Source organism: Stenotrophomonas sp. (genome assembly GCF_050737075.1).
GTDB lineage: Bacteria > Pseudomonadota > Gammaproteobacteria > Xanthomonadales > Xanthomonadaceae > Stenotrophomonas.
Genome location: NZ_JBOHXV010000026.1, coordinates 12,979 through 38,427 on the forward strand (window position 1 = coordinate 12,979; position 25,449 = coordinate 38,427).

At 63.0% G+C, this 25,449-nt stretch carries 21 protein-coding genes; 5 read left to right on the forward strand and 16 right to left on the reverse strand.

From position 1 onward, the window contains the following. Positions 1-46 precede the first annotated feature (46 nt). From ACREPD_RS08645 to ACREPD_RS08660, 4 genes are all read left to right on the forward strand, one after another. Entirely contained in the window at positions 47-793 is a 747-nt protein-coding gene (locus ACREPD_RS08645; RefSeq protein WP_431598939.1) for an electron transfer flavoprotein subunit beta/FixA family protein, read from the forward strand. Then, positions 793-1,734: an electron transfer flavoprotein subunit alpha/FixB family protein gene (locus ACREPD_RS08650; RefSeq protein WP_431598940.1), complete on the forward strand. Its 942-nt coding sequence runs from the start codon at positions 793-795 to the stop codon at positions 1,732-1,734. The genes ACREPD_RS08645 and ACREPD_RS08650 overlap by 1 nt, the downstream gene beginning before the upstream one ends. 101 nt (positions 1,735-1,835) lie before the next feature. Beyond that, on the forward strand, positions 1,836-2,579 hold the full coding sequence (locus ACREPD_RS08655) for an NAD-dependent epimerase/dehydratase family protein (protein ID WP_431598941.1): 744 nt from the start codon (positions 1,836-1,838) through the stop codon (positions 2,577-2,579). Further along, positions 2,569-3,540: a glycosyltransferase family 2 protein gene (locus tag ACREPD_RS08660; protein ID WP_431598942.1), complete on the forward strand. Its 972-nt coding sequence runs from the start codon at positions 2,569-2,571 to the stop codon at positions 3,538-3,540. The genes ACREPD_RS08655 and ACREPD_RS08660 overlap by 11 nt, the downstream gene beginning before the upstream one ends. Here the strand turns inward: ACREPD_RS08660 and ACREPD_RS08665 are convergent. From ACREPD_RS08665 to ACREPD_RS08675, 3 genes are read right to left on the reverse strand one after another with little or no spacing between them, the layout of a single operon-like run. Further along, positions 3,524-4,342 (reverse strand): glycosyltransferase family A protein, encoded by an 819-nt coding sequence (locus ACREPD_RS08665; RefSeq protein WP_431598943.1) that lies wholly within the window; start codon positions 4,340-4,342, stop codon positions 3,524-3,526. The genes ACREPD_RS08660 and ACREPD_RS08665 overlap by 17 nt on opposite strands. Positions 4,343-4,374: 32 nt before the next feature. Continuing rightward, a complete protein-coding gene (locus ACREPD_RS08670) occupies positions 4,375-4,821 on the reverse strand; it encodes a GtrA family protein (RefSeq protein ID WP_431598944.1) in 447 nt (148 codons plus the stop codon). Continuing rightward, positions 4,818-6,617 (reverse strand): hypothetical protein, encoded by a 1,800-nt coding sequence (locus ACREPD_RS08675; RefSeq protein ID WP_431598945.1) that lies wholly within the window; start codon positions 6,615-6,617, stop codon positions 4,818-4,820. Before ACREPD_RS08675 ends, ACREPD_RS08670 begins: the two co-directional genes overlap by 4 nt. Positions 6,618-6,734: 117 nt before the next feature. Here ACREPD_RS08675 and ACREPD_RS08680 point away from each other — a divergent pair, with 117 nt between their 5' ends. Then, positions 6,735-7,754, forward strand: a complete 1,020-nt coding sequence (locus ACREPD_RS08680; protein ID WP_431598946.1) for a glycosyltransferase family 2 protein — start codon at positions 6,735-6,737, stop codon at positions 7,752-7,754. Here the strand turns inward: ACREPD_RS08680 and ACREPD_RS08685 are convergent. The 13 genes from ACREPD_RS08685 to ACREPD_RS08745 all read right to left on the reverse strand — a co-directional run bounded on the left by ACREPD_RS08685 (position 7,751) and on the right by ACREPD_RS08745 (position 25,400). Continuing rightward, entirely contained in the window at positions 7,751-9,811 is a 2,061-nt protein-coding gene (locus ACREPD_RS08685) for a hypothetical protein (RefSeq protein WP_431598947.1), read from the reverse strand. The two genes, ACREPD_RS08680 and ACREPD_RS08685, sit on opposite strands and share 4 nt — an antisense overlap. A gap of 104 nt (positions 9,812-9,915) precedes the next feature. Further along, on the reverse strand, positions 9,916-10,284 hold the full coding sequence (locus ACREPD_RS08690; protein WP_431598948.1) for a hypothetical protein: 369 nt from the start codon (positions 10,282-10,284) through the stop codon (positions 9,916-9,918). A gap of 232 nt (positions 10,285-10,516) precedes the next feature. Beyond that, entirely contained in the window at positions 10,517-12,937 is a 2,421-nt protein-coding gene (locus ACREPD_RS08695) for an LTA synthase family protein (protein ID WP_431598949.1), read from the reverse strand. Positions 12,938-13,108: 171 nt separating this feature from the next. After that, on the reverse strand, positions 13,109-14,116 hold the full coding sequence (locus ACREPD_RS08700; RefSeq protein WP_431598950.1) for a methyltransferase domain-containing protein: 1,008 nt from the start codon (positions 14,114-14,116) through the stop codon (positions 13,109-13,111). A 49-nt stretch (positions 14,117-14,165) separates the two neighbouring features. After that, entirely contained in the window at positions 14,166-14,774 is a 609-nt protein-coding gene (locus ACREPD_RS08705; protein WP_431598951.1) for a D-glycero-alpha-D-manno-heptose-1,7-bisphosphate 7-phosphatase, read from the reverse strand. Then, positions 14,771-15,469 carry a sugar phosphate nucleotidyltransferase gene (locus tag ACREPD_RS08710; RefSeq protein ID WP_431598952.1) on the reverse strand — a complete coding sequence of 233 codons (699 nt, stop codon included), beginning with the start codon at positions 15,467-15,469 and terminating at the stop codon, positions 14,771-14,773. The genes ACREPD_RS08705 and ACREPD_RS08710 overlap by 4 nt, the downstream gene beginning before the upstream one ends. Before the next feature lies 1 nt (position 15,470). Next, on the reverse strand, positions 15,471-16,049 hold the full coding sequence (locus ACREPD_RS08715; protein WP_431598953.1) for a D-sedoheptulose-7-phosphate isomerase: 579 nt from the start codon (positions 16,047-16,049) through the stop codon (positions 15,471-15,473). After that, positions 16,046-17,074, reverse strand: coding sequence for a dehydrogenase (locus tag ACREPD_RS08720; RefSeq protein WP_431598954.1), 1,029 nt, complete (start codon positions 17,072-17,074; stop codon positions 16,046-16,048). Before ACREPD_RS08720 ends, ACREPD_RS08715 begins: the two co-directional genes overlap by 4 nt. Beyond that, entirely contained in the window at positions 17,071-20,523 is a 3,453-nt protein-coding gene (locus ACREPD_RS08725; RefSeq protein WP_431598955.1) for a class I SAM-dependent methyltransferase, read from the reverse strand. The genes ACREPD_RS08720 and ACREPD_RS08725 overlap by 4 nt, the downstream gene beginning before the upstream one ends. A 39-nt stretch (positions 20,524-20,562) precedes the next feature. Beyond that, positions 20,563-21,921: an ABC transporter ATP-binding protein gene (locus ACREPD_RS08730; RefSeq protein ID WP_431598956.1), complete on the reverse strand. Its 1,359-nt coding sequence runs from the start codon at positions 21,919-21,921 to the stop codon at positions 20,563-20,565. After that, a complete protein-coding gene (locus ACREPD_RS08735) occupies positions 21,911-22,705 on the reverse strand; it encodes an ABC transporter permease (protein ID WP_431598957.1) in 795 nt (264 codons plus the stop codon). Before ACREPD_RS08735 ends, ACREPD_RS08730 begins: the two co-directional genes overlap by 11 nt. Positions 22,706-22,707: 2 nt before the next feature. Then, positions 22,708-23,898, reverse strand: a complete 1,191-nt coding sequence (locus ACREPD_RS08740; protein WP_431598958.1) for a cystathionine gamma-synthase — start codon at positions 23,896-23,898, stop codon at positions 22,708-22,710. A gap of 131 nt (positions 23,899-24,029) precedes the next feature. Next, entirely contained in the window at positions 24,030-25,400 is a 1,371-nt protein-coding gene (locus tag ACREPD_RS08745) for a pyridoxal-phosphate dependent enzyme (protein WP_431598959.1), read from the reverse strand. Positions 25,401-25,449: the final 49 nt, after the last annotated feature.

A 25,449-nucleotide genomic window follows, 5' to 3' on the forward strand; every position in this document is an offset into this window, starting at 1 on the left:
GTTCCCGGCGCCGGACGTTTCCCGTTATTGAAGGATCCCGCACCAGATGAAAATCCTCGTCGCGTACAAGCGCGTGGTGGACTACAACGTCCGCATTCAGGTCAAGCCGGACGGTTCCGGCGTGGTCACCGACGGCGTCAAGCTGTCCCCCAACCCCTTTGACGAAATCGCCCTGGAAGAAGCCCTGCGCCTGCGCGACAAGGGCATCGCCACCGAAGTGATCGTCGCCACCATCGCCCCGGCCGACGCCCAGGCGCACCTGCGCAATGGCCTGGCCATGGGCGCCAACCGTGCCATCCACGTGGTCACCGACCAGGCCATCCAGCCGCTGACCGCCGCGCGCACCCTGCTTAAGCTCGTCGAGAAGGAACAGCCGGACCTGGTGATCCTGGGCAAGCAGGCCATCGACGACGATGCCAACCAGACCGGCCAGATGCTGGCCACGCTGTGGGGCCGCCCGCAGGCGACCTTCGCTAGCAAGCTGGACATCGCCGACGGCAAGGCCACGGTCACCCGTGAGGTCGATGCCGGCCTGGAAACGCTGGAAGTGGACCTGCCGGCCGTGGTCACCACCGACCTGCGCCTGAACGAGCCGCGCTTCATCAAGCTGCCCGACATCATGAAGGCCAAGGCCAAGCCGCTGGAGACTCTGCAGCTGGCCGACCTGGGTGTGGACGCCGCCGATACCTTCAAGACCACCCACTACGCCGCGCCGGTCAAGCGCAGCAAGGGCGTGATGGTCAAGGATGCGGCCGAACTGGTCGCTGCACTCAAGCAGAAGGGGTTGCTGTAATGACCAAGATCCTCGTTGTTGCCGAACACCATGACGGCAAGCTCAACGCCGCCACCGCCAAGACCGTGAGCGCGGCCGCCGCGATCAGTGGCGCCAGCATCGACGTGCTGGTGCTGGCCGCCGACCCGGCCGCCGTGGCCGCGCAGGCCGCCGAACTGGCGGGCGTAGCCAAGGTGCTGACCGTGGCCAATACCGCCAACGCGCAGGCGCTTGCCCAGGTGCTGGCCCCGCAGATCGCGCAGCTGGCCACCGGCTACACCCACGTGTTCGGCCCGTCGACCACCTTCGGCAAGGACCTGATGCCGTGTGTGGCCGCCCTGCTGGGCGTCAACCAGGTCTCGGACCTGATGACCGTCGAGGGTAGCCACAGCTTCAAGCGCCCGATCTATGCGGGCAACGCCATCATCACCGTGGACGTGCCGGCCGACCAGATCGTGGTCGCCACCGTGCGTGCGGCCTCATGGCCGGAAGCGGCCAAGGGCGGCGGCGCCGCCGTGGAAGCGGCCAACGTCGACGCGGCTCTGCCCGCCCACACCCGCTTCATCGGCCTGGCGGCCGGTGCCACCGACCGCCCGGACCTGCAGAGCGCCAAGCGCGTGGTCTCCGGTGGGCGAGGCGTCGGTTCGGAAGAGAACTTCAAGGTGATCTTCCAGCTGGCCGACAAGCTCGGTGCCGCCGTAGGTGCCTCGCGCGCCGCCGTGGACGCCGGCTACGTGCCCAGCGACCTCCAGGTCGGCCAGACCGGCAAGATCATCTCGCCGGAACTGTATGTGGCCGTGGGCATCAGCGGCGCCATCCAGCACCTGACCGGGATCAAGGACGCCGGCACCATCGTGGCGATCAACAAGGACCCGGATTCGCCGATCTTCGAGATTGCCGACATCGGGCTGGTCGGTGACCTGTTTACCTTGTTGCCGGAGCTGGAAGCGGCGCTCGGCTGAGCGACCGGCGAGCCGGTGGCACCCCCGGATGACTTGGTCTGCGCGGGCGCGTGCACTATTGTAATGAGCGTACAGGGCCCGCACCGGGCCCTGGTTGCAGGATGATCGGTGGTGAAAAGAATGAAGCCTTCCATGCCTGCCTGTGCGGGTTGCACTGGATGATTATCGGCAGCGGCCTGATCGCACGCGCCTTTGGGCAGTTCGCCGACGATCAGGACACAGTGATTTTCGCCTCCGGCGTCTCCAACTCGCGCGAACAGGACCCGGATGCCTTCGCCCGCGAACGTGATCTGCTGCTGAAGCAGTTGGATGGCGGCCTGCACCTGGTCTATTTCGGTAGCTGCAACGTCGTGAACCCGGGGCAGGATTCCCCGTACTTCGAACACAAGCGGGCGATGGAGCATCTGGTGTCGACATCCGGAAGCGGGACGGTGTTCCGCCTGCCCCAGGTCGTTGGGCGCACCCGCAATCCCAATACCCTGACCAACTATCTTCGCGACTGTATCGTCGACGGCCGCTCCCTGACGCTGTGGACACGTGCGCAGCGCAATCTGATCGACATCGACGACGTAGCCCTGATCGCCACCCACCTGCTGAGCCAGGCACGCAAGCCGTCGGTATTGTCCATCGCAACGCCGTGGTCGCTGGCCATGCCTCACCTTGTGTCGCTGTTCGAGCAGGTGCTGGGTCGCCGTGCCCAGGTCGAGCTGATCGACCGCGGAGAAGAAATGCATATCGACAGCGCGGTGGCAGAAGGCGTCGCCGCTGACATCGGCCTGGATTTCGGTCCAGACTATCCGCTTCGCGTCATCCAGAAGTACTACGGCAGCGCCCATGAATCCTGAAATCTCCATCGTCATTCCGGTCTACGGAAGCGCCACCATCCTGCCTGCTCTCGTGCAGAAGCTGGAAGAAGTGCTGTCGCCCCTCTACGGCGCGGACGGCTTCGAGGCCGTGCTGGTGCACGACCATGGCCCCGACGACTCCTGGAAGGTGCTGCAGGCACTCGGCGCTGAGCGGCCCTGGCTGAAGGGCGTGAACCTGCGCCGTAATGCCGGGCAGCACAACGCAGTGATGGCCGGCTTCGCGCACGCAAGCGGCCGCTACGTGGTCACCATGGACGACGACCTGCAGCACGATCCGGCGGATGTACCGCGCATCGTCGACGCACTGAAGGCCGGAGCCGACCTGGTCTATGTCCGCTTCGAGGACCGCAAGCATGCGCTGTGGAAGCAATTGGGCAGCGGTTTCAACGACTGGGTCGCCAGCCGACTGCTGAACAAGCCCAAGGGGCTGTATCTCTCGCCGTTCCGTGGCATCAAACGGGACGTGTGCCGGGCTGCGCTGGCCTACCGCGGCCCATTTGTCTACGTGGACGGACTGCTGCTGCAGTCCACCGGTAACTTCACTTCGATCACCGCCCGCCATCACGCGCGGCAGGACGGGAAGTCCGGCTACAGCCTGCGCAAGTCCATTTCACTTTGGTTGCAGATGGCGACCAGTTTTTCAATCGTGCCCCTGCGCTTCGTCTCCCTGGCCGGCGTCGCCGCCTCGGCCGCCGCGTTCCTGTTTGGCCTGATCGTGATCGTCCGCAAGTTCATGAACCCCGAGCTGGCGGTGGGCTGGTCGTCGCTGATCGTCGCGATCATGTTCATGGGCGGCCTGCAGCTGCTCGCGCTCGGCGCGATTGGCGAATACACCGGGCGCATTCTGCTCAACGTCAACAACCGCCCCCAGTACGTGGTGGGCGACCTGCTCAACCTGCCGGTCGACGCGGAAGAAGACGGGATTACATCCGTCGCCTGAGCCAGACGTAGGCCAAGCGGCGCGCCCACGCCATCATCCGCGCCTTGAGGTTTCCGCGCCGGACCTGCGCCGGCGTTGCCAGGCCAGGGTGCTCGCGCGAGAACGACTCGTGGAAGGCGATCGCCTGCTCCGCCTGTTGCCGCATGAGGCGCACGCTCCACTGGCTGGCGCTGACCCGGAAGCTGGCCAGCACCTGCGGCAGCGCCACCATGTCACCGCGGATCATGACGTTGCTGTAGCTGGCCTGGTCGATCAGGTACGGGAAGCGCCCGTCCCACCAGCCAGCCTGCTCGAGCGTTTCCCGGCGCATCATCACGCAGCAGGGCTCTCCGAAGATATTGGTCCCCGCCAGGATGGATGCCAGCGCCGCGTCACGCCCGGGCATGCAGCCCTGCAGCCCGGCCAGACCCCGCGCTTTCATCAGCTCGTTGCCCGCCGCGTCAACGAGGTTGCGTCGCGACGCGACGAACACCGCACCGGGATGTGCGTCAAAGGCGGCTACCTGAAGGCGCAGTGCCTCCGGGACCAGCAGATCGTCGCCGCACACCAGCTTGATCAGTTCACCATGGGCATGCTGGCTGACCCGGTTCCAGTTGGCCAGCGCGCCACCACCCGTCGGGGTGGGTTCCAGCACGCGCACCCGGGCATCGCCCGCGAACTGCTGCAGGATCTGGTTCGTGCCGTCGGACGAGGAGTGATCGGCCACGACCACTTCGAAGTCACCGTAATCCTGCGCCAGGATCGATCTCAGTGTTGCCTCGACGTCCCGCGCGTTGTTGTACGCGGGCACCACCACCGACACGCGCGGCTGCGGCTGCGATTGAACTTGCATGGTCACGCCCTTCTGAAGGAGAAATACTTGTGGCCCAGGTAATTGACCACGACCACCACGAACGTGATGGCGATCTGGGTGGGAATGGCGGGCAAGCCGACCACGTCCACCAGCAGCGTCAGCGCACCGGCGTTGATCAGGAAGCTGACCACGTTGACGCCGACAAAGCGTAGAAAGTCGCGCAGGACGTGCCCATTGACCCGGAACACGAGGTGCCGGTACACATTGAACACCAGAACCAGCGACACCACCCAGGCAATGAACAGACTCACTGCCGAGGGGACCTCAGGCCCAAGGAACAGGCTCAGCGCCGCGAACAGCGCGGTGCTGAAGACGGTGTTGGCTCCCCCCACCAGCACGAACAGCACGCGCTGGTCTTTGATCAGGCGCTGCAGCGGTCCGGGTGCTCCGGCGAACAGCGGCTTCTCCGGCTTCAAGTCTTCGTTCATGGTGTCGCGGGCACTGCGCAGCGAACTGCATAGCTGGTCAGGAGTGCCCCCATCGTCGGATCTTCCGCGCCGCCGGTGCCGGCAGGTGACTGCTCCGGTGAGGGGGTAGCCAGCAGGACGATGGGCGTGCGGGTGCCGGCCTTTCCAAGTTCGACGGAGGTGGTGCGGCCAGGTAGCAAGGTCCACTGACCCGTTACGCTTCCCTCTCGCCGCACCTCGATGCGACGCGCATGAAAACTCTGCGGCACGTAGAAATCAGCGACGAAGTCGCAAGCGCAGGAGGCGGGCAGGACAAGGCTGCCCTCGTTGTTCAACCAACGCCCCTGAACCTCGGGCCTGCGCCATCCTTGCCCGTAATGCACTTCCGCGCCTGAGCAGCGCATTTCCGGATGCCCCTCGTAGACAGCAAGCTGGCGCGCGCGCATGACTTCCACACCCTGGCGGGCGTGCGCCAGGGGCGACTGCAGCAAGGCGGCAGCATCCTCGGTCGGGACCGAGTTCAGCAGTGCGCGGTTCATGTCGGCGAACGCCAGAGCCCGGTAAGGTGCGGCGCGCCACTCGTAGTAAAAGGTCCCCAGGTGCGACAGGCCGATCACGGCCAGCATGGCCCATACCAAGGCTGTCGCCGTACGCGGCCGGTCAAGCGCGCGCAGTTCGCGCACCGTCAACCAGACCACGCCAATCAGGCCCAGCACGATGTCCATGTAGTAGCGCGATGCCATCACCCCGCCCGGGCCGGCGGCCCCCCGGGCAAGGGTCACCGATACCGCTACCAACGCCCCATAGGTAATCAGATAGAGCGGCAGCCGCGATCCCGGCGCGCCGCGCCTCAGCCACGTGATCGACGCCAGTACGCCGCCCACCAGCATGCAGGCACCGCCCAGCGCGATGAGCCAGACCGGCAGCCGCTGAGTGATCATCGCCGGGTTTCCAAGCGTTGCCCCCAGCGCGTAGAGGGCGATCAGGGGGGTGTCGCCACTGAGGCTCACGACGTCGGCGTTGCCCGGCGTTTGGGTGACATTGCCCGACGCTAGATAGAGCGCCATCGAAGCAACCAAGGAGACGCAGGGAAGCACCCCGTACCAGCGACCTGCAGCTCGCCAGGCGGGAATGAACGCAAGCAGCTGAAGGGCGAAGACCGCACCGACGAAGGCGAAGTTCCAGCCCATGCCGACCACCAATATCACCACAGGCGCCGTCACCGCCAGCGCGATACTCCAGAGCAGCGGCCTTCGGGACGTTCCCGAAAGAAGCCAGGCATGGGTGCAGAAGAATGCGACGAAGCTGAGGTTCTTCACCCACAGCGGGAGCCCCAGGTCCAGAGTGAACAGCTCGAACCCGGCCCAGCTGTGGCACAGACCCGCGATGGTGATCGATACACCCACCGTGGTCACCGCATCCATCCTGGAACCCTGCAGGCGACGGTTGTCGCCGCACCAGGCCAGTACCAGAATCAGCGAGACGGCTGCGATCACCACACCGGTCAAACGGTTGAAGAGCAGCACGTCCAGATCGAACAGGCTCACATTGGCCAGCAGGAACAGCTGGTTGACGAAGCCGCGATGGGAAGAACCCTGCCCCCAGAAATCCAGGGTCGACAGCGTACCGGCCTCCCACTGCTGGAGCTGCGACAACAGCCGCAGCGAGTCCATGTACAGCGCATCGGGGTGCGCCCGAGACAGGTAGACCTGATGCATGCAGGCGAAAAGCAGCACGGCCAAGAGACCGGCAGCGATGTGGAATCGCGGGCTTGACCAGGTGTTTTCCCCCTTGCGGGTCCTTGTCGACTTCTCCATCAGGCAACACTCCAGGGCCAGGGTGGACGCTTGTCACGCCGTGCGCGTCCGATGTCGTATGGTAGAGAATAGACCCGTCGGCAACCAGCCACCCACCTCTTGGATCCGGTGAACCGCATGCCCCACACGTCTTCGACCCACCGCGTGGCCGTAGTGGTTCCGTGCTACCGCGTCACCCGGCACATCGCCGGGGTCATTGCGGCCATCGGTCCGGAGGTGGACCGCATCTACTGTGTGGATGACGCTTGTCCCGACCACAGCGGCGACATGATCGAGGACAGCAACCGCGACCCACGTGTGATGGTGCTGCGGCATGAACAGAATCAGGGCGTGGGTGGGGCCGTGCTTACCGGGTACGCGCAGGCGATCACCGACGGCGCCACCGTCATTGTCAAGATCGACGGCGATGGTCAGATGGACCCTGCACTGCTGCCGGGATTCATCGCCCCGATCCTGCGAGGCGAGGCTGACTATACCAAGGGCAATCGTTTCTGGGATCTTCGCCAAATCCGGCAGATGCCACTTGTGCGCAGAATCGGCAATCTGGGGCTCAGCTTCCTGTCCAAGATCAGCACCGGCTACTGGGACATATTCGACCCAACCAACGGCTACACTGCCATCCATGCACATATCGCTGCGCGGCTGCCGGCCGCTTCGATCAGTCGTCGCTACTTCTTCGAGACCGACATGCTGTTCCGTCTGAATACGATGCGCGCCGTGGTGATGGACATTCCCATGGATGCGCGTTACGCCGATGAATCGAGCAGCCTGAACGTTCGTCGCGTCCTCGGCGAGTTCCTTGGCAAGCACGTGCGGAATCTGTTCAAGCGCATCGTCTATAACTACTTCCTGCGTGACCTGCCCATCGCTTCGATGGAACTTCTGGCCGGCCTTGGCCTGGGCACCTTCGGCCTGGTGTTCGGCGGCTGGCATTGGTGGCAGTCGGCGCAACGCATGGGCAGTACGCCGGTGGGCACGATCATGATCGCGACGGTAGCCGTGGTCAGCGCCCTGCAGCTGCTGCTGGCATTCCTGAACTACGACATCAACAACATCCCGCGGCGGCCGTTGCACCCTCACCTGGGGCCACTACTTTCGTCCTCAAGAAGCGATCCCGGCCAAAGGTCCACGAACTAGGGCGTGGACGGCTCGGCCTCCCGCTGAAACAGACGACGCGCGATATCGCGTGACTGGAAGAAACGCAGATCGCAGGTAGCATTGCCGCTGCCGGAGGCCGCGTGAAGACGCCACAGCTCCAGATTCTGTTCCTGGTCCTCACGAACGGCACCCAAGCTTTCCAACGCGCGCGCAAGCCCAGGATTCACCGCCGGCTGCGGCACAACCACGTGTGAAACGCCAAGCGCCTGGATGATCTCGACCCACCGTCCGCCCTGTGGATCTTTTTCTGACCAGCTGACCGCACGGTTCATCTGCTGGTCGTACCAGGCAACGGACAACGCCCGCCCCGACATACGGGCAGTGAAGGGCCTACGATCCGTGTTGAGCACACAGGCATTCGGGTTCCGGTCAAGCATCCGGTCGAGTAGTGCATGGTGCGGCGTGGCTCCCCGCACCAATACTGGCAGCTGGGACCTACCGTCGGCCACCAGCGCGGCCCAGGCACCGCCGTTGGTGATCCAGCTTGGACGCGGCAGTAGCGCCAAGTTGACGCCGCAAAGGACCACGAGCGTGGTGACCAGAATCGCTGGCCTTCGCGCCAGGAGTCCTTCCAGAGCAACGGTAGCCAGCACGCCCAGCAGCACCAGACTGGGGAAGATGTAGCGCACGTACTGAATCTGGCTGAAGAGGATCGCCGCAGGAATCAACGCCGCAAGCATGAGCCAACGCGATCTTCCTGGCTGCACAAGCGCCAGCACCGAGCCCCCCAGCAATGCCGTCAATGAGACGCCCAGGGCGCCCGGATAGGCCTCCATGAACCGAGACGTATCGAAGGTGATTTCCCATAGAATCCCTGGCCCGATGCCGGCGAGCCAGCGGTCATCGGCAAAGCTCTCCGGCGGGAAATAGGGCGATTGGAAGATGCTGTTGAACAGTGGGAAAACCGGACTTCCGGTGAGCACTGTAGCGTAGAAATAGCTTGAGCAACCGGTAACCAATGCGACCAGCACCACGCTGCCCCACCAGCCAGGACGCCGGTACCGCACTGCCAACCATGTGATGTAGAGGCACGGAAGCAATACATACACCACGTTGGTCATCTTCAGCGCGAGCATCACGCCTATCAGAGCGCCGGGCACCCAGGCGCTACGTCGCTCGATACCTTGCGTGCACAGCACAGCGGCAAGATGCAGCAGGATTACCGCAGCGGGGCCGTCGACCTGCAGCGTCGTGCTGTAGTACGCCGTCATCGGATGCGACGCGTAAACGGCAGCAGCCAGAAGGGCGGCTCGCGAGCCGGAACCGAGCGCAATGGACAGCCGGTACGCGCCTGTGACACCCAGCACGAGCCAGATGAGATTGACTGCGGCACGGGATTCGGCGCCTAGCAGCATCGCCGCCATGGCATGCCAGGTATTGTTGAACCATGGCTGCAACGACCATACCAGGCTGGCGATATCCATCCTGTAGTAGCCATCGCGGAGCAACTGGCTCTGTACGGTCAGATGTACCGAGTTGTCATCGAAGTTGAGCGATGGCAACCACAAGCCCATGCTTGCAAATCCCGTGACCACCAGCAGCAGCGTCAACAGCAGGGGGTGAGCCGTACCGATCTCGTTGAGTGTGTGGCTGACCGTCCGGGCGTCGCGGGCAAGTGCTTTCCAGCGCAACAGCACGATCAGCCCGAACACCGTCACATAGGTGCGTGGGCCATGCACGGCAAACGGCAGCAACCAGGCAACGACAGATACGGTCAGCGCGGCGCCCAGCAGCATGCGATCCAGAACACCGTGCTGATCCTGGCGCAGCAGCAGCGAGCCCACCGCAAGGGACCCGGCCATCAGCAACAGGGAAACCAGGACCTCCCCCGGTCCAGCGTAGTAGATGAGCTGCACCATCCAGTACAGACCGGTGCCAAGCGCAAGGGCACGCAGCCCCATACGATGGCGCCAGAGCAGCCACGCACCGAACTGCGCCACCCCACATCCAAACAGCAGTGTGGCGAGCATCTGCCAGTGCGCCAGCTTGACGTCCGTCATCAGCTGGCTGACGTTCAAGCCCCAGGCGGTCAGCACGACAGGGCCCAATAGAATCAAGAGCACCAGCCCCCCGCGGAGGAGGCCTGCGGCAGCAGGACGTTTCGGCACCCACGGGCTGCTCGGCGCGTCAGTGCGGGCAGTCACATCTGCGCACATGGCAAGGCCTCCACCGTGTACGAAGCCAGATCGCGTCCGTTCGCCATATCCACAAGATCGAACGTCACACCGGCGCGCACCCAGTCTTGGGCAACGGCCTCGCCGACCGGATCGCCTCCGGCGAACGGCTTGCGCGCCGTCTCGGTGCGGCTCGACACCTGAACCTGGACATTGCTGACCTGCGCGGGATCTGCTTTCCAGCGGATCGTGGCCGTTCCCATCTCCCAGCCCTTGCAGTCCCCGACATAGCCTGGAACCACGGTAAGTTCCGCCCCGGCCCCGCCCATGGCATGGCCCGGCTGCTGCAGCCGCTGTCGGAGTTCGAGCGGATTGATGTCGGAGGGCAGCGGCATGCTGACCGGTTCCCGGGAGCATGCAGTGAAGGCGACGATCAACGCCGGGGCAAGCCAGCGTGGCGCCTGGGAAGGAAGATGACAGGTGCGTCGCATCAAGTGACCAAAGTCGGCTCCGGTCCGGCTAGGGTACAAGCATCATGTGTCAACGCGTGACGGGCACCGGCCGGACAGCCCGGGCGGCGCAGGCCGAGGGCCGCTGGCCGTGCCAGCGGCGGGGGTGAAGCGCGGCCTAGTGTGTAGCGGCCGCGCAGCTGGGGGCCGTCAACACGGCTCGACCCAGCGGCCCACCTGTCTCGTCTTCGAACCACAGCACCATGCCTTCGTTGGCCCAGGGCCCTGTCGAAGAACCGCCCTGAGAGGCGCTCTCACTCCAGAGCTGCCGTTCGCCACCTCCCTGCTGAACGAATACCCGGACGCCTCCAGTGGGGGTGCTGCGCGACCAGTTCACCTTGACCACAGCCTGCTGCATTCCCCCTTCACCGCAGGTGCCGCCTTCAGCCGCTGCCACCACCGATGCCATGCCCTTGCCTTCCAGCCCGACCGCCAGTGGACCGGTCAGCACCGAGGGGGATGCCGCGCCGCCGCCGCGTACATGCATCTTGCCCACCTCCCCCACTACCTTGGTGCCACACACGATCTGCACCGCGTGGTTGCCTGCCTCGTTGATGACGCTGGGCGCAGGCCAAAGACCTGCCAGGATGATGCCCGAGCCCACCACCGGCGTGGTGACCGCCCCGATGCGAAGCTGCGGGCTGCCCTGGATCCTGTCGACCTTGAGCCAGGTCGCGCTCAGGCCGCTTTCCACCTGCTTGTTGAACGGCATGCCCGCCTCGGCGTCCTTGGGACCCCAGTCGGCGACTTCAAGTAGACACTCGCCGGTACCGAACTGCATCGACGTGGGCTGGTTCATCCATGCCCCACCCAGTGCGTTGAACATGCTGCGCGAGTCAGTGAGCAACGCATTGCGAAGCGCGCGCTTGCGGTCATACAACTCGACCGCATCGCCACACGCGGTCGCCTCGACGGGACGGTCCTCGCAGAGGAGCCATTGACCCCGTTCGCGAGTCAGCACATTGCCCAGGAAACGGGTGCTGTCCTTCGCGCGTTCGCCGACCATATCGTCGGTGAGGTACGGTAGACGCCCTGGCTGCATGCCCAGCGCACGGGCGATGGCGACCGGCAGGAACTCCAAGGGCATGGTCCCGACATTGACTGCGCCTTTGCGACCGTCAATGAACACCAGAGGCGTACGCGACATCGCCACCAAGGTATCAGCTCCGTCAAACGGACGGGCGCTGGTATTGATGCCCGAATCCGCATAAGGGCTCTGGTCCGGCGGCAGTGCGGGCGCATGATCACCGAATGCGACGATCAGGGCGTCCGGATCGTCCTTCCTGACAGCCTCGACCCAGTCCATGAACGCCTTGCTGGAGTAGGCAAGCACGTTTGCATAGTCCTGCACGACAGGAGTGGCGGGTTTGACGCTTACCAGCGGCGGCCGACGATCGCCGTTGAGCTGGTAGGGGTAGTGAGAGCTGATGGTGACCAGGTAGTTGAAGTAGGGGGTGCTGCGATCAAATCGCGAGACCACTGCACGGTTCTGGCGATAGAAGCTGGCATCGTTCAGAAACACACCATCCAGGTCGTCTCGCACGAAAGCTTCATAAGCATTGAAATTGGCGAAGCCCATGTACCGGTATGCGGTGTCCCTTCCCCAGGAGTCCTGACGGTTGCTGTGCGAAGCGAGCGTCTCGTAACCAAGTTCACGCAGCATCCGGGGCAGACAGGGTAGAACGTCCTTGAGTCGGTTCTGAAACACGGCGTCTTCGGTCGCGGGGAGGCCGCAAAGTGCCTCAAACTCGGCATTGGCAGTCAAGTGACCGAAATGCGGGGTCATCACTGCGGAATTACCCCCCTCTTCGAGCAACTTGCGGAAGCGTGGGTCGAAGGGATCGCGACTGAATTGATAGGCCTTCAGCACGTTGGGATCCCAGAATGTCTCAAGCAACACGAGATGCACGTTGCGCCGCGCCGCCAGCTGCGGGCGTGCGTCCAGGTGGAGGCCGTCAAGTATGTTGCGCCCCTTCAACGCGAGCTCGTGCTTGCGTGCGCGCTGATCGAGCAGGAACTGCATGCCGCCGCGTCGCTGCAGGTGCGTGACGTAGTCGTTCGCGTTCTCTGTCAGCAGTGAACCGACAAGGCGGGCCTCCAGGGGCGCGCCGTAGTAAAGAGCGACGGGAAACAACAACGCGGCCAGCGACCACGGCAGCCGCGCACGTCCTGCAGGCCACACACTGCACAGCAGGAGACCGGCCAGTGCCGCGAGCACAAGGCACGCGGTGCCAACCTGCCACGGCGGCAGTACCGTAGCGAGAACACCCAAGGTAGAGACATCACTGAAGAAGACCGGCGAGCCGAGTGCCATCAGCTTCAGTACGTGGCTGACTTGGAACAGCAGCAGCCAGAGGACAAGTGCCGTGACCAGGCGCCGACGACCGGCACCTGCCGCGCGCACCAGCATCAGGAAGATCGTGGCGAACAGCGCATCGAGGATAAGGCCCGCGACGCCTGGGGCTCGATCCACCACCATCCAGCGTCCGGCGGCACCGATCAGCGTCCCTATCCCGGCGGCCGAAAGCGCGAACAGCATCGTAGGACGCTTGGCAGTCCCGTTCGAATCCTTGAATCCGCTCAATTTGAAACAATTCCTTCACCGATTCTTCACGGCGTAGGATAGCAAAACCGAATCGTCGGGTGTTTTGCCGATTACGCTTGATGCGGCAACGTCGTGCCGATTACGACGAAGGACTGAGCGAGATAATCATGAATAGGCGCGAGCACTCTCACGGCCCAGTATGTACATGACTTCGCCGATTTCAGCCGATGTCAAAATGTTGACGTTTTCAATTTCTGGCGTCCAGATGCGATCGGCCATCGGCAGGTCGGTCCTCGGCGAACTACCCGGCATTTCCACGATGAACGCCCAGCTTTTCCCAGGCAAGGCGTGCACCTGGAAGCCCAGCGGTTCAAACACACGCCGGGCAGCGGTCACCGACCAACAGGTGATATGGCCCCTGAAATAGGGATCAAGATAACCAGGGTCTTCGTGGCGGACATACTCGGTGAGTCCCGTGTTGAAGAGGTATAGCGAACCAGGCACCGATACTTTTGCAAGTGCCTGGGCAATCGCGATGGCCATTGCCGGGGTCAGGTGTTCCAGCACTTCGACGCAGAGGCCGCACTGGAATGTGAGCCCGACGTCGGCCAGATCCGAACACAGATAATTGTGGCTTTCAGTCTGGTACCGCGGTAGCGGCGGATATTTTTCAACGCCATAGAAACGATGCGCGCTGTGCGGCAGGTAGCGCGCCACAGCATCGAGCAGGTAGCCAGGACCGGTGCCGATGTCGATGAAACGCTCTACCGGGACCGTGCAGTAAAGCAGTGCCTCCGCAAGACGCGCAATCGACGAGCCAAAGGAGCGCTGGCGCGCCGAGGCCAGCTCGGCAGCCCAGTAATTCTCGTCGTACTCGCGGGTTGCGAGTCCCTGGTCGATTCGCGCCAGCAGATCCGGGTCGGCAAAAATGAAGTCGCAGGTGTCGCAGCCGTGATAGGCCACTTCTGCCACATCCCTATAGTGAGGGGCCGCGGTTCCGCACAGAGGACAGGGCGCAGTGAGCACGGGCTCGCCAGCAGTCTGCCCGTCCTCACCCTCCATGTGCGGGCGGGTGCTGATGTCAGCATCACCGGAAAGCTGCGAAGCGACAGGTTCGCCATGCAACGCTACAACAACAGATTCATCACGCACTTCAGACTGATCACGACTCACGACGCGCCTCCCTGTTGCTGCATTCTGCTGGAGTAGCAGCCAGGCTGGATCAGCCGCTGCCCTGGATCACCCGCTGCGCCTGCAGAAGGGAATCCACGTATACCACGTCATTCCTTCGTTCACAGTCACGCAGGTCCGAATCGTACTGGATGCAACGTCCCACCCCGGCCGCCCGCGCAGCGAGCATATCCGACGCCTTGTCCCCGATCATGATCGACGTGGCCAGGTCGATACCCAAATCCGACGCGGCCGCCAGAATCATCCCGGGTCGCGGCTTTCTGCATTCACATTCAACGCGATACTCCCCCAGCCCGGCGACAGGATGATGGGGGCAGTAGTAGGTACGGAGTATCTCGATATCGTGCGCGGCCAACTGATCCATCATCCACAGGGTGTAGTCGGCAAACTGGGCTTCCGTATACAGCCCCCTGCCTATTCCGGCCTGGTTGGTCACCACGACCAGACCGAAGCCCGCCGCCTGCGCGGCACGACAGAGATCGAAGATACCCTCGACCCACTGCGTGGTGTCCGGGGTATGCACGTAGCCGAAATTGACGTTTATAACGCCGTCGCGGTCCAGCAGCAGTGCCCGCCGCGTAGCAGGCAGGCGACCTGGGCTGGCAGGATTCAGCACCAGTCCTGGCACTGCAACGTTCATTGGTCCGTGACGCCGAACAGCAGCTGGGCACGGGCGAAGTCTTCCGGCACGCCTATGTCGATGAATCCGTTGGTTTCGGCCATGGCTCCCACGCTACCGCGTGCGACCCATGGCTCCAGCACTTCCTGCTCGAACGAATAACGCTCGAGCGGCGGCAGCGCAGCCAAGCCTTCGGCAGTCAGGAAATAGCAGCCCGCATTGATCTTGCCGGCACCGCCGCCGCCCTTCTCCCGGAATCGCTGGACACGGCCGGCAGCCACCTCGACCGCGCCATATCGTCCCACGTCGGGAACGGTGGCCAACGCGATGGCGATGGGCAGCCCTGCAGCCGCCTGCTCCAGGGCGTCCGGCGCATATTCCAGGTAAGTGTCGCCATTGCAGACGTGCAGCCCCGCTCCGGACGAAAATCGCGCTGCCTGGGCCAGCGCCCCACCGGTTCCCAGCGGGCTCTCTTCACGGGAGTAGAGGACCTCCATACCCATCCAGCGCGAGCCGACGGTCTGTTCCACCCGCTCCCCCAGATATCCCGTGGCCAGGATCACCCGTTGCATGCCCAAGGCAGCGTAACGGTCGAGCAGGTAGGCCAGGAACGGCCGCCCTGCCACCGGTGCCAGAGGCTTGGGAAGGTCCGGCACCTCGGAACGAAGTCGGGTACCGAGTCCACCCGCGAGGATCAGAACATCGCGTACGGCCATGTCAGCGCGGGAACATTTCGCTTTCGATCAGCCCGCACAGCAGGTGACCGATGAATTCATGCCCTTCCTGGATGCGCGGCGTCTCGTTGGACGGCACCCTGAAGCAGATCTCGCAGCGCTCCTTCATGTCGCCGCCGTGCTCGCCGGTGAAGCCGATGACGTGCACGCCCTTCTCCTTGCAGGCGTCCAGGGCACGCATGATGTTCTTGGAACGGCCCGAGGTGGAGATGGCGACAAAGACATCGCCCTGCTGGCCGAGGGCCTCGATCTGGCGCGCGAACGTGTAGTCGTAGCCGTAATCGTTGCCGATGGCGGTCAGGATGGACGTGTCGGTGGTCAAAGCGATGGCCGGCAGGCCGGGGCGATCATAGTAGAAGCGGCTGACCAGCTCGCCGGCCCAATGCTGGGCGTCAGCCGCGCTTCCACCGTTGCCGGCGAACAGGATCTTGTGCCCGGCCTTCAGTGCATCCACGCACAGTGCCACTGCCTGCTCGATCTGTGCTGCCAATGCCGCATCCGCAGACATGCGCTGGAAATTCTCCAACGTTTTGCCGAACTCGGCCTTGATGAAGTCATTCATCCGATTTTCCATGCGGTTGCCCCTTGATGGGTGAAATGAGTATCAAAAACGGTGCCGCCGGCGCCTGCCAACGCGCGCACCAGATCGACCCGGTGTGCCGGATCGCAGAGGAACATCATGAAGCCGCCACCGCCTGCGCCAGAGACCTTGGTCGCGCGCGCGCCATGACGCATGGCGAGGGCCTCTATCTCATCGATCATCGGATTGGAAATACTGCTCGCGCTGAGCTTCTTGGCTTCCCATCCGGACTGCATGACCTGCGCCAAGCGCTCGAAATCACCCCGCAGCAGCGCTTCCTTCATCTGGCTGGCTTCGATCTTCAAACGATGCATCGCATCCAGCGAGCCGGCATTGCCTTCCCGGATGTTCCGCGACTGCTCATCGATAATCTTGGCCGAAGCCCGCGACACACCGGTGAAGTAGAGCACGAGGCCTGCTTCAAGCTCCGACCAGATCCAGTCCTTGATCCGCAGCGGGTTCACGATGACCCGATCCGCGTCGTAGAACTCCATGAAATTGAAACCACCAAACGCGGCCGCGTACTGGTCCTGTTTGCCGCCGGAGAGCTGCAGGTCAACCCGCTCGATCCGATAGGCGAGCTGGGCGATCTCGTACTCGCCCAGGGGCAGCGCAAAGTACTCGGCAAATGCCGTGACCAGCGCCACCACCATGGTCGAGGACGATCCGAGCCCGGACCCCGGGGGCGCGTCGGAATGCGCACGAATTCGGATAGCTGGCCGATCACCGTTCAGGTATTCGTTGCACACCCGCAGGTAGACACCTTTCATGAGCTGCAGCGGGCCCGGGTCGGCCACCACGGCGGACGGCTCCACCCATTCGCAGACGCTGGCATCCTGCGCGTGGAAGCCGACCCTGCCGTCGGGTGACGAATCCAGCGTCGCATAGGCGAACTTGTCGATGGTGACGTTCATGACGAAGCCACCGAACTGGTCGCAGAACGGCGATACATCGGTGCCGCCACCGGCCAGGCCCAAGCGCAATGGGGCGCGCGAACGGACGATCATGCGACGACTCCATTTGCATGTTTCAAGCACAGCGCATCAGCGAGCACGCCTGCCATGGCCTCGGGTGAAAATCGATCGCGCACGAACAACGATGCGTCGCGGGACACACGCAGCCACTGCGCGTCATCACCCAGAAGGACGAGAAGGTCTGCGGCGATCGCCTCGGGACTGTCAGCAAAACGCATCACCTGTTCCAAGCCTGCCAACCCCTGCGCGCCTACCGACGTGGTGACCAGCGGCAACCCCTGCTGCATGGCTTCCACCACCTTGCCCTTGACGCCTGCGCCGAAGCGCAGAGGCACCACAGCGGCACGCGCGGCGGCGTAGCGGAGTACCAGCTCTTCATCGCTGACAAAGCCGGTCACCTCGACCTTGTCGCTGGCCAGGTTACGCACGTCGGGCGTCGGATTGGAACCGACCAGGGACACTCGGGCCTCCGGCATGCTCCGCCAGACAATCGGCATGATTTCTTCAACCAGCCAACGTGCCGCATCGACATTCGGAGCATGCGCGAATCCGGCCACGAACAGGACGTCCTTGCGGCCAGCAGGCTGCGCCTTGTCGTTGAAACGCGTGAATGCGTAAGGTGCCACCACTCGGACGTCCACCTCGGGCTGAAGACGACGCACGCCATCCACCTCGGCAGACGAGGGATAGAGCACCACGTCCGACTGCTTCCAGGCATTCATTTCCAGCGCCTTGATTCGATTGGACTCGTTCAGCGACTGGCCGGACTGAGCTGCCTCCATGGCCAATCGCTCGAAATGCAGGTCGTGCCCGTAGTAGACGATACGGGCGTCACTGCTTGCGCGGATGGTCCTGAAATAGTCCTTGGCGATATGCGGCCGCGAAAGCAGCACGGCCGTGATTCCGGGATTCTGCTGCAGGTAACCTGCGAAGCCACCCAACCACTTGGGACCGTAGACAACTTCAACGCCCTTCTCCTGCAACTGATGGGCGTAGTGGGGGTCCTGATGCAGATTGTCCGGCCAGAACTTGACCACGCATCCCATCGAAAGCAGCGTATCGATGAAAGCCGTCATCGTCCTGGAGCCGGCATCGCGGTCAGGCTGCGGAACGTAGTGATCGACGATCACCACGGTGTCCTTACCCCAGGAACGGTCGCGGGCCATCATGACGTTCTGTCCGTTGGGCTGGTGCGCGGCCAGCTCCTGTTTCCATTTCGCCAGCAGCTTCTTCTGGTTCTCGACCTGGTATGCCTTGATTCCGGTGCCCACGTCCGTGCCGTGGGATACCCCTTCGTAGTGGACGACTTCAGAGAAGGGGGTGTAATACACCTGCTTGCCGGCCTGGCGAACCTTGAAAGCCAGATCCGAATCCTCGCAGTAGGCGGGGACGTAGATCGTGTCAAAACCCTCAAGCTGGCGGAACAGCTCGGCAGGAATCATGAGGCTTGCCCCGCTGCAATAGTCAGCCGGACGGATGTAATTGAACTCGGGGTCTGCCGGATTCTGCAGACGGCCGTAGTTCCAGCCGGAGCCATCTGACCAGATGATGCCACCGGCTTCCTGTAGACGCCCGTCCGGATAGATCAGCTTGGAACCCGCCATCCCGGCATCCGGGTGCAGGTCGAACACGCGCACAAGCGCATCCAGCCAGCCCGGGCGGACTTCGGTGTCGTTGTTGAGGAAACAGATGTACTGCCCCTTGGCCAGATCCAATGCCTGGTTGCAGGACAACAGGAAACCGAGATTCTTCGGGTTCCTGTGATAGCGCAGGCCTGGAATGGATGCGAGCCGGTCGATGTCCGGGTCGCCAGATGCATCCTCCAGGACGAGCACCTCGAAGGTCACTCCTGCGCCCGCTCGTGCGATGGAGTCGATGCAAGCCAAGCTCTGGGCAAGGTTGCCGTAGGTGGGAATGACGATGCTGACCACCGGCGATTCGACACTATCCAGGCGGACATGGTCGAGAACCGCCTGCGGGTCCATGCTCACCTCTTCCAGCCTGAGCCCACCTGGCGGCGAAATCGCCGTATCTTCGGGACGAATCAGTGCCTTGCGCACCATGGGTACCAGAGGTGCCAGCGCGGGATGTCGCGCCAGCCCGGAGGATCGCAGCGAACTGACCACGGCCGCGCGATCACCGCGCAGGACCCGCGACAGGAAGCGTAGCGGCTTCGTCGCTTTCCACGACTTGGACTGCAGCACTGAATCCAGGGTCCCACGCAGCGACTCGATCTGATCGCGATACTCTGCGATGACGCCGTTGATATCTGCCGAACCAGCCGCATGCGGAAGACCATGCACGGGCGCGGAACCGATCTGCATCTGCAACTGCTCGATCCCTGGCTGATTGTCCGAGATGGACTGGCTCAATGCGGCCAGGGCATTGGAAAGTGCCTCGGCGTTCGCATCGGCGTTGCGCTGGGCCTCCGAAAGTGCCTCGGCGTTCGCCTCTGCTTTGTGCTGGGCCTCTGCAAGCCTCGCCTCCAGCTCCGCACCACGCTCTCGGATTTCACGCAACTCGTCGGCGCTCACAGCGTCGCCAATGGCATCGCGGAGGGACTGCACTTCCTCGTTCAGCCGCAGTGCCCACTGCGTGCGCTCTTCGTGTTCTTTCTCCAGGTGCTGATAGTCGCGCCTGGAATTCTCCAGGTCAGCTTCCAGCGTAAGCGCCCACCTGTAGATCTTGTCTTTTTCCTGCTTCAGCTCGGCGGATTCCTGCTGCGACGTCTCCGCCTGGACCCGATCGGTGCAAGCAGCTCCAAGGCGCGAGAATGCGTCACGAACAAGGCACTCTGCCGACGGGGACCCCGTGCAGGCGAACAAGGCCTTCATGGCATCTTCGATCTCGTCCCCAACCGCAATGACGCCCAACCCATTGCCATGCACGAACTCAAAGCTCGGGTAACGATCGCGAAGCGGGGCAAAGAAGCGCTGGACGCCAAAGCCCTCGGTATGCACGTTCGTATCGTGGAAAAGCACGACACCCCGCTCGGACATCTTTGGCAACCAGGTCGCGAAGTCGTGGGACACGGCCTCGAAAGTATGGAGCCCGTCGATATGCAGAAGGTCGACCGATCCATCCGGAATTTCGGCCAGCGCTTCATCAAACGTCATTCGAAGCAGGGTCGAGAAATCGGCATAGCTGCGCTCGTTGCGCTCCACGACACTGCGATGAATGTCGTTCTCGTAGTATCCAGCCTGGGAGTCGCCTTCCCAGGTATCAACGGCATGGCAGCGCGTCGGCAGATCCAGCGCTTTGACGGCCTGACAGAACGCAAAGTAGGAGATACCACGATGTGAACCCAGTTCCACGAGCGAACGCGGCCGATGGGCCTGCGCCACCCAGAACGCGAACGGGACGTGCTCCAGCCAGCCGGAGGTTTCCAGAAACTCGGGACGCATGAACATCGCGCCTTGTTGAAAAACGGGAACGGCCGGGTCCGCGTGCTGGTTCCTGGTCAACTTGTCTTCCGCTGCCATTCTAAATTTCCTTCGATTGTTGCAGGCGCATTGGCCAGCTCAGGCATCATTGTTCTGCAGCGTGATGTTCAGCATCGGTATGCCAATCAGCCCAAAGCGCATCGTCTCATCCAGCGCACGGAATTCGAGTGCATCATGGATCCAATGCTGCTGTGTGTGGTCATGCAGGTCACCTGAGGCTACTGCGGTATCGATCATGTAAGAGCCCGAGGGCAGTACCGGCATCCGAAACTCGAACGACGCCAGTACGGTCTGCCCTTCAGCGCCACCGACTGGAGCGTCTTTGCACGCGAACCAGCTGTTGTCGCCAAACAGACGCTGTCCCAGACGATCCTTGACGTAGAAGCCGATGATCAGGCTTTCGAGAGCCTGCTCCAGGCGTACCGAGATCTGCAGGGTAACCAGCTCGCCACCCTCAACCAGGCTCAGCGATGCCCCGTCGGTGCCCCTGATGGCCACGTCGATGATTCTCGCTCCCTTGGCGCCAAACTCCTGCCCGACATTGTCCGGATCAAACTCGAACAATGCGACGCGATTGCTGACCCCTGCCTCCTGGAGGCGCTCATGCCGAAAATCCGGACCGTCGGCAGCGACCTTGCGCTGCTTCTTCTCGACGACGATTTCCTCTCCCCCAACCTCTCGCCGACCAACCACATGCTGTTCGGTCATGTAGGCCTCCACGACCTCCTGCGAGGTACCGGACAGCCGCATGCGACCGTTCTGCAGCCAAACGGCGTTCTCGCAGAGATTGGTGACAGCGGCAGCGTCGTGGCTGACGAACAGCAATGTGCCATTCTTCTGGAACTCGCGGAGGAAGCGCATGCACTTCTGCGAGAAGAATGCATCACCCACCGCCAATGCCTCATCGATGATCAGAATGTCGGCATCCACATGGGCAATCACAGCAAACGCCAACCGCACTGACATGCCGCTGGAATAGCTGCGCACCGGCTGATCGATGAACTCACCGATATCGGCAAAGGCCAGAATCTTGTCCAGACGCTGCTCGACCTGCGCACGGGACAACCCGAGGATGGCAGCATTGAGAAAGACATTTTCGCGACCAGTGAATTCCGGATTGAAGCCACTGCCGAGCTCCAGCAATGCGGCGACCCGGCCATTTACCTTGATCGAGCCCTCAGTGGGGTTGAGCGTCCCGGCAATCATCTGCAAGAGGGTGGATTTTCCGGATCCGTTACGACCCACGATGCCCACGGTTTGGCCCTTGCGCACACTGAAGCTCACCTCACGCAGTGCCCAGAAATCCTTGTAGAACGATTTCCGCTTCCCAGCCAGAGCCTGCCAAAGGCGATGCGAAGGACGCTCGTACATGTGGTAGCTCTTGCCCACCCCGCGAACGTCGATCACGACATCTGAATCGACATGGTCAGAGCACATCGGCGAACCCCACACGCAATTTGTTGAAGATGCGATGGCCCACCAGCGCCACCAGACAGGCGATCAACGCATAGATACCCAATCCCTGCCAATCCGGCAGACGCCCCCATATGACGACTTCGCGCACCTGGTTGATGATGAACGTCAGCGGGTTGAGCTCGAACACGATGCGGTAGCTCGCCGGCACGGATTCCGGCGGGACGATGGCCGAAGACAGGAACAGCATCGCAGTCGCGATGACACCTGCGATCTGTCCGATATCCCGCAGATAAACACCGAGCGCCGAGACGATCCAACCTACGCCGACCGTGAGGATGACCAATGGAAGAATCACCACTGGCACAAGCACCGCTGTCGCTGGGATGCTGCCTTTCACCGCAAGATGCAGCAGCAAAAGGACGACAATATTCATAAGCAGATGGAACAAAGCGGAGAACGTCATGCTCCACCCGAGGATGTCGAGTGGAAACACAACCCGCTTTACATAGTTGGTATTTCCGACGATGAGCTGAGGCGCGCGGGTGAAGCACTCAGCGAAGAAACCGTGCACGGTCAAACCGGCGAACAGGATCAGCGCAAACTCCGTGGTCGACCCGGTGGAACCAGGCCACCTTCCTTTCATGATGTAACCAAATGCCATGGTGTAGACCAAGAGCATCAAGAAGGGGCTGATCAGCGACCACAGCAAACCAAAACTGGCACCGCGATAGCGACCCAGCACTTCCCGCTGGGTGAGCTCGAACGCCAGCGAGCGATGCTTCCCGAAGACCGAGAGAATGCTCATGTTTAGCGCATCTCTCCCAACGCCCTTTCCAGATCCACCTGCAGGTCCCCCAAGTCCTCAACGCCCACGCTCAACCGCACCAGCGCATCACTGATGCCCAGCTGGTTGCGGCGTTCCACCGGAATGGAGGCATGCGTCATCACCGCCGGGTGGTTGACCAGGCTTTCCACGCCGCCGAGCGATTCGGCCAGGGTGAACAGTTCGGTTTTCTCGCAGAAGCGCTTGGCTGCCTCGAAACCGCCCTTGAGCACGATCGAAACGATGCCGCCGTAGCCGTTCATCTGGCGCGTGGCCAGTTCGTGCTGCGGGTGCGAAACCAGACCCGGGTAGATCACCTTTTCCACGGCCGGGTGCTTCTCCAGCCACTGGGCCAGGGCCAGCGCATTGGCGCAATGCGCCTTCATGCGTAGCGGCAGGGTCTTCAGGCCACGCAGCGCCAGGAAGCTGTCGAACGGCCCCTGCACGGCGCCGATGGAGTTCTGCAGGAAGGCCATCTGCTCGGCCAGCTCGGCGTTGTCGCCCACCACCACCATGCCGCCGACCATGTCGGAATGGCCATTGAGATACTTGGTGGCCGAGTGCAGGACCAGGTCCGCACCCAGTTCCAGCGGGCGCTGCAGCATCGGCGAGGCGAAGGTGTTGTCCACCACCACCAGCAGGCCATGGCGCTTGGCGATGGCGGCAACCGCGGCGATGTCCACGATCTTCAGCATCGGGTTGGTCGGCGTCTCGATCCAGACCATCTTCGTCTGCGGGGTGATCGCCGCCTCGAGGGCAGCCAGATCGGTCAGGTCGACGAAGCTGAACTGCAGGCCGGCGGTGCGCTTGCGCACGCGCTCGAACAGACGGAACGTGCCGCCGTAGATGTCGTCCATGGCCACGACGTGGCTGCCGGCGTCCAGCAGCTCCATTACGGTGGAAGTGGCGGCCATGCCCGAAGCGAAGGCGTAGCCGCGGCTGCCGCCTTCGAGCGAGGCCACGCAACGCTCATAGGCGAAACGGGTCGGGTTGTGGGTGCGCGAGTACTCGAAGCCCTGGTGCTCGCCGGGGCTGGACTGGGCGTAGGTGGAAGTCGCGTAGATCGGCGGCATCACCGCGCCGGTGCTCGGGTCCGGCGACTGCCCGCCATGGATGGCCAGGGTGGCCAGCGCGAGTACACGGTCGTTGTGCCCGGAGGATGCGTGGTCGGACATGTCTATATCCCAGCAATTGGAAGCCCCGATTGGGGCTCCCACAAAAGGAGCGGAAGTCTATCAGCGGCGGCTTAATCGCCCGTTGACGCGGATAAACGCAGGTTCAGAGCCGAACGTCGACCATCTTGCCTTTATTGCACCCGACGGCGCAGGTAGTTCAGCAGGTCGATCCGGGTAATCAGCCCCAGGAAACTGGTGCCGTCCATGATGATGGCCACCTGGCCGCGGTCGAACACCGGCAGCAGCGCCTCGATGGGGGACTTCACGTCCAGGCGGTCCAGCTTGCTGACCATGGCGGTAGCGACCTTGTCGCGGAAGCGCGATTCGTCGCCATAGACATGCAGCAGCACGTCGCTTTCGTCCACGATGCCGACCAGCTGGTCGCCGTCCATCACCGGCAGCTGCGAGACGTCGTACAGCTTCATGCGCTGGTAGGCGGTGGTCAGCAGATCGTTCGGGCCGATCACGACGGTGTCGCGCTGGCCGTATGGGCGCAGGATCAGGTCGCGCAGGTCGCCGGTCTGCGGGCGCTCCAGGAAGCCGTTGTCCAGCATCCAGTAGTCGTTGTACATCTTGGACAGGTACTTGTTGCCGGTGTCGCAGACCAGCACCAGCACCTTCTTGGGGGTGGTCTGTTCCTGGCAGTACTTCAGCGCCGCCGCCAGCAGGGTGCCGGTGGAGGAGCCGCCGAGGATGCCTTCCTTGCCCAGCAGCGCACGCGCGGTGTGGAAGCTTTCCGCGTCGGTGATGGCATAGGCCTTGGTGACCCGGCTGAAGTCCGCGATGGACGGCAGGAAGTCTTCGCCGATGCCTTCGACCAGCCAGCTGCCCGACTTGTCGTTGAGCACGCCATCATTGATGTACTCGGCCAGGATCGAGCCGACCGGGTCGGCCAGCACCAGCTCGGTCTTCGGCGACAGGGTGGCGAAGGCGCGCGACAGGCCGGTCATGGTGCCGGAGCTGCCGCAGCCGAACACGATGGCGTCCAGGTCGCCGTCCATCTGCTCCAGGATCTCCGGGCCGGTGCCGAACTCGTGGGCGGCCGGGTTGTCCGGGTTGCCGAACTGATTGATGAAGTAGGCGCCGGGGGTTTCTTCGGCCACCCGCTGGGCCATGTCCTGGTAGTACTCCGGGTGGCCCTTGGCCACGTCGGAACGGGTCAGCCGCACTTCGGCGCCCATCGCCTTGAGATTGAAGATCTTCTCGCGGCTCATCTTGTCCGGCACGACCAGGATCAGCTTGTAGCCCTTCTGCTGGGCGACCAGGGCCAGGCCCAGGCCGGTGTTGCCGGCGGTGCCTTCCACCAGGGTCGCGCCCGGCTTGAGGTCGCCCCGCTGTTCGGCGGCTTCGATCATCGACAGGCCGATGCGGTCCTTGATGGATCCCCCGGGATTGGCGCTTTCGAGCTTCAGATACAGCTCGCAGACACCGGTATCCAGACGCTGGGCCTTGACGATCGGGGTCTTGCCAATGAGTTCGAGTACGGAGGAATGGATTGCCATCGGGTCACATCGGTTCGCGCCGCAATGCGGCCGGACCCCCGATTATCCG

Excerpts from the sequence above, each read along its gene's own strand:
- ACREPD_RS08645 (WP_431598939.1), top strand. The coding sequence starts at position 47 with ATGAAAATCCTCGTCGCGTACAAGCGCGTGGTGGACTACAACGTCCGC.
- ACREPD_RS08650 (WP_431598940.1), top strand. The coding sequence starts at position 793 with ATGACCAAGATCCTCGTTGTTGCCGAACACCATGACGGCAAGCTCAAC.
- ACREPD_RS08655 (WP_431598941.1), top strand. The coding sequence starts at position 1,836 with ATGATCGGTGGTGAAAAGAATGAAGCCTTCCATGCCTGCCTGTGCGGG.
- ACREPD_RS08660 (WP_431598942.1), top strand. The coding sequence starts at position 2,569 with ATGAATCCTGAAATCTCCATCGTCATTCCGGTCTACGGAAGCGCCACC.
- ACREPD_RS08670 (WP_431598944.1), bottom strand. The coding sequence starts at position 4,821 with ATGAACGAAGACTTGAAGCCGGAGAAGCCGCTGTTCGCCGGAGCACCC.
- ACREPD_RS08675 (WP_431598945.1), bottom strand. The coding sequence starts at position 6,617 with ATGGAGAAGTCGACAAGGACCCGCAAGGGGGAAAACACCTGGTCAAGC.
- ACREPD_RS08680 (WP_431598946.1), top strand. The coding sequence starts at position 6,735 with ATGCCCCACACGTCTTCGACCCACCGCGTGGCCGTAGTGGTTCCGTGC.
- ACREPD_RS08690 (WP_431598948.1), bottom strand. The coding sequence starts at position 10,284 with ATGCCGCTGCCCTCCGACATCAATCCGCTCGAACTCCGACAGCGGCTG.
- ACREPD_RS08695 (WP_431598949.1), bottom strand. The coding sequence starts at position 12,937 with ATGCTGTTCGCGCTTTCGGCCGCCGGGATAGGGACGCTGATCGGTGCC.
- ACREPD_RS08705 (WP_431598951.1), bottom strand. The coding sequence starts at position 14,774 with ATGAACGTTGCAGTGCCAGGACTGGTGCTGAATCCTGCCAGCCCAGGT.
- ACREPD_RS08710 (WP_431598952.1), bottom strand. The coding sequence starts at position 15,469 with ATGGCCGTACGCGATGTTCTGATCCTCGCGGGTGGACTCGGTACCCGA.
- ACREPD_RS08715 (WP_431598953.1), bottom strand. The coding sequence starts at position 16,049 with ATGAATGACTTCATCAAGGCCGAGTTCGGCAAAACGTTGGAGAATTTC.
- ACREPD_RS08720 (WP_431598954.1), bottom strand. The coding sequence starts at position 17,074 with ATGATCGTCCGTTCGCGCGCCCCATTGCGCTTGGGCCTGGCCGGTGGC.
- ACREPD_RS08725 (WP_431598955.1), bottom strand. The coding sequence starts at position 20,523 with ATGGCAGCGGAAGACAAGTTGACCAGGAACCAGCACGCGGACCCGGCC.
- ACREPD_RS08730 (WP_431598956.1), bottom strand. The coding sequence starts at position 21,921 with ATGTGCTCTGACCATGTCGATTCAGATGTCGTGATCGACGTTCGCGGG.
- ACREPD_RS08735 (WP_431598957.1), bottom strand. The coding sequence starts at position 22,705 with ATGAGCATTCTCTCGGTCTTCGGGAAGCATCGCTCGCTGGCGTTCGAG.
- ACREPD_RS08740 (WP_431598958.1), bottom strand. The coding sequence starts at position 23,898 with ATGTCCGACCACGCATCCTCCGGGCACAACGACCGTGTACTCGCGCTG.
- ACREPD_RS08745 (WP_431598959.1), bottom strand. The coding sequence starts at position 25,400 with ATGGCAATCCATTCCTCCGTACTCGAACTCATTGGCAAGACCCCGATC.